At 67.6% G+C, this 3,430-nt stretch carries 3 protein-coding genes and 1 pseudogene; 1 reads left to right on the plus strand and 3 read right to left on the minus strand.

All coding sequences use genetic code 11. The features are described 5' to 3' along the window. Window positions 1-1,916 (minus strand): annotated as a pseudogene (locus RM2_RS22790) (helicase-related protein); the annotation flags it as partial. 18 nt (window positions 1,917-1,934) lie between these two features. Here RM2_RS22790 and RM2_RS22795 point away from each other — a divergent pair. Continuing rightward, window positions 1,935-2,123, plus strand: a complete 189-nt coding sequence (locus RM2_RS22795) for a hypothetical protein (protein WP_072691733.1) — start codon at window positions 1,935-1,937, stop codon at window positions 2,121-2,123. Here the strand turns inward: RM2_RS22795 and RM2_RS22800 are convergent. Together RM2_RS22800 and RM2_RS22805 are read right to left on the minus strand one after the other, a co-directional pair. Continuing rightward, window positions 2,120-2,785, minus strand: a complete 666-nt coding sequence (locus RM2_RS22800; protein WP_072691734.1) for a hypothetical protein — start codon at window positions 2,783-2,785, stop codon at window positions 2,120-2,122. The genes RM2_RS22795 and RM2_RS22800 overlap by 4 nt on opposite strands. Before the next feature lie 204 nt (window positions 2,786-2,989). Then, window positions 2,990-3,187 (minus strand): hypothetical protein, encoded by a 198-nt coding sequence (locus tag RM2_RS22805; RefSeq protein ID WP_072691735.1) that lies wholly within the window; start codon window positions 3,185-3,187, stop codon window positions 2,990-2,992. Window positions 3,188-3,430: the final 243 nt, after the last annotated feature.

Raw genomic sequence — 3,430 nt, forward strand, 5'->3', positions numbered from 1 at the left:
TCCGGCGCCAGTTCGGCGGCGGCGGCCACGACTCGATCCCGGGCCTGACGGATCGGCCGGTAGGTGCGTTCGACCCACGCCGGGATCGGGTGCCCGCCGGACTCGAGCAGGCCACCGACCGCGACCCGATGGTCGCCGCCGCAGTTGATCAGGTCGTGCCCGCCCAGGGTGTATTCCCACCTACGCACGGTGTGCCGGAATCCCGAGCGTGGCTTCGACTTCAGCCGCAACCCCCACTGGCCACCGGATTCGAAATACTCGTGAACTGCGTCCATGTCGTCGTGGAGGTGCGGCATGACGGTGTGGCGGAGTTCGGCGGCGAGGCGTGCTCGGTCGATGTTCGCGGTGGCGTCGGCGAGATCGGGGCGCTCGTAGTCGAGGACCTCGAACGCGACCGTGATGGCCGGTTCGAGTGGCCCAGCGGCCCAGGGGGCGACGAGGGGATCGGTGCGCAGATGCGCGCGCATCCACTGCGTCCAGTCGGTGCTCACCGACTCGTCCCAGGTCAGGTCGTCGCGGTGGACGTCGATCCACGCCTGCGCCACGACCTCGTGAAATCCCTGCTCCTCGAGTTGGCCCATGTTGCGCACGATGAGTTGCGCGGCCGCCTGGCGGGTAGCGGATCCTCCGGCGGCGAGGTCGATGATCGCGTCTTTGATGACGGCGAGGTACGAGTAGTTCCTGGTCAGGTCCTGGGCTGTGCGCCCACCGACGGCCTCGAGCACGCGGGGATCCGCGGCGGTCGGCGTGCGCAGGAAAGCCCGGTCGGTGGCGGTGATTGCCCGTTGGGCGTCGTGGCACCCCGCCCACCACTGGTTGGTCATCTTCCGTCGTGCGGTCTCGCCCTTGAGCTTGCGTAGTGCGGCGGCAAAGGCCGGGTCCAGGTCGGGGTGCGGCAGATCCAGTGGGGTCGCGGGGTCGAACTTCGCCCGGGCACGGTAGTACCAGTCGTTCTCCGGGATCACGCCCAGGTCCAGGGCTTCCTGGACGGCCTCGAGTGCGGTGTCGCGGTCGTTGATTTCGAGGAGCTCCGCCTCGGCCTGCTCCAGACTCAACTCGTCGTCATCGTCGAGTTCGACGACGACGTTGTCTGGCACAGCGGCGACATGCTGTGCGGTTTCGAGGTAGGACTCGCCGACGGCGCGGTCGTCGGCCTCGCGGGCATTCACGATCGCGTCGGTGATCGCGGTCGTCGCCGGATGTTGGATCGGCTCGTCGCGGTGGGCGTGCCAGTACGCCTCGGCGCCCTTGCGGCCGAGCTCGTGCCACCGGGCGGTGTCGAGCAGGATCGCCCGGCATGCCGTGAACATGTCGTCGGTGAGGTTCTGCCGGTCGCTCATCAGGTCGGCCAGGGCCACCTGGGCTTTGGTCGTGAAATGTCCTTCCGCCCAGGCCAGGAACTCGGCCGGGGTGGTCGAGGTCGACTGTGCGTGGGTGTCGGCGTCGGTGTCCGCTTCGGCGAGTGCCCGCAGGATCCGGGTCTCGACCTCGGCGGCCGGGTCCCCGGACTCCGGCGACCTCGGGTCGGCGGACACCGGGGCGGCCGGTCCGACGACGGCGGCGGTTCCCCCGGTCGTGGCCGCACCGCCGCCGAGTGAGATGTCCGGGAAGTGGGGTCCACGGGGGCGGCCGGTGAACTGGACCTCGGTGAGGTTGCCGGCGAGGATGCCGGAGATCAGGTCGTGCGCTTGCCCCTTGGTGATGCTCGTGTCGACGGTGAACGGTTTGTCGACCTCGTGGGCGAGCTCTTCGAGCTTGCGGATCTGGGCCCGGGTGATCGGGTCGTGGCGCCAACTCGACGTCGGGTTGCGCTCGGCGGCGGCGGCCTCCTGCACGGCCTCACGCGGAATCGCCCGGGCATCGCCGACGAGGCGCTGAACCTCGCCCCGCAGCTCACCCTCACGGGCGGCCAGCACGCGCCACTCTTCGCGCAGATGTTCGATCTTCTCGCCGACTCGGGTGGAGTTCCGCCGGTTGGCGGCGATCCCCCGGGTAAGACCCCGCTCGGTCGCGGTCTCGAGTGCCCGCTCTGCGGCAACGTGCCGTTCATTGAGCTTGCCGCCCTGTCGTTCGAGATCATCGAGTTGAGTGCGGACCTGCGCCCACTCCGCTTGGAGTTCTAGAACGGAAGGTTCGGGTCTGCTGGTGGGTGGACCCGCATTTCCTCCTCGATCATCGCGGCCAGCTCGCCGGCGACCGGATCGAACGCTGTTATCGGCACCGGCTGATTGTCCTCGATCCGTTGCGCTACCAGCGCTTTGGCGAGGCTGCGGAACCATCCCGGCTTCTCGAGCCACACCCTCTCCACGATTCGGGTGGCCACCGGCCTGGGGCGCACGTTCAGCGTCTTCCACCGATCCCGGTCCCGCGCCCGGAACGCCCGGTCGTACTCGGCCTCGACCTGGGCGTCCATCTCGGTCTCGAAGTCCGTGATCTCCCGAAGAACCTCCGGTGTCACCTGCGGGTACAGCTCTTCCGCCAGCACCATCTCCCGGGCTGCCCGCCACCCCGATTCCTTCGCCTGCACCACGTCCCAGTACTCCGGTGTCCGGCCCGGGTTCGCCTGCTGCCACTGTGCGGTGCCCTGCGCCTCGAAGTGCGCGGCCGCGTTCTCGGTCAGCTGCTGAAGTCGCATCGCCTCCCGGTCGATCTGGGCCTGCCGCTGATCGGGTGTCAGATCCGGGTCCATCCCGACCCACTCGGTCAAGATCCGCCGGGTCTCGTTGGCGATCGTCACGTCGATTCCCTCGCTCTGCTCGGTCAGTTGCTCGTCTACCTGTGCCATTGCTGCCTCCCTCGTCTTCGAAATCGAACGTGTTCCGGGTGATGTCCTCGCGTGCCACACGACCTCCTCGACTGCGCCCGTCCGGGCGTAGTTTCCCCTGGAAGGGGGAACGTTTCGAGGTCGAATTCTACCTCAGCGAGGATCAACAAATGGTTTCTGACCTGCTATTATGCTGTTTTTCACTACGCGAATACCCCCGCTGCCCTACCGGCGGGGCCGGGCCAACGCAACACACACCATCAGCAGCATCGGAGCGATGAAAAGACCACCGATCGCGGCGAAAACCGCCCTGCCCGGGCGGCCGTGCCGGCGGTAGGACCGGTGCCCGCAAAACAACGCTCCGAGCATCGAGAGCGCGTTGAACATCATGAACACCGTGATCGCGAAGGTGTCGCCGTCCATCACCGGCCTGCCTCTCTACCGGGGTGTTAGACATCCCGGGTCGTATGTCATCAAGCGGCCTCGCCGGGTTCGGCGATCGCTGTGATCCTGGTCCGATGAGCTGCCGGATCGCATGAGCGATGCCGGTGACATCGGCCGGATCGACCGGGCGGTCTGCGACGGTAACCCAGGCCCCCGACCGGTTGTCCATTGCCCGGAGGACGCATCGTCCGGAAACGTCGACCACGGTGAACAAGACGTCGT

It is taken from the genome of Rhodococcus marinonascens NBRC 14363 (assembly GCF_001894885.1).
In the GTDB taxonomy this organism is placed as follows: domain Bacteria; phylum Actinomycetota; class Actinomycetes; order Mycobacteriales; family Mycobacteriaceae; genus Rhodococcus_F; species Rhodococcus_F marinonascens.

What these genes read in the sequence shown, in the direction of transcription:
- RM2_RS22795 (WP_072691733.1), top strand. Translation starts at nt 1,935, where the DNA reads ATGTTCGATCTTCTCGCCGACTCGGGTGGAGTTCCGCCGGTTGGCGGC.
- RM2_RS22800 (WP_072691734.1), bottom strand. Translation starts at nt 2,785, where the DNA reads ATGGCACAGGTAGACGAGCAACTGACCGAGCAGAGCGAGGGAATCGAC.
- RM2_RS22805 (WP_072691735.1), bottom strand. Translation starts at nt 3,187, where the DNA reads ATGGACGGCGACACCTTCGCGATCACGGTGTTCATGATGTTCAACGCG.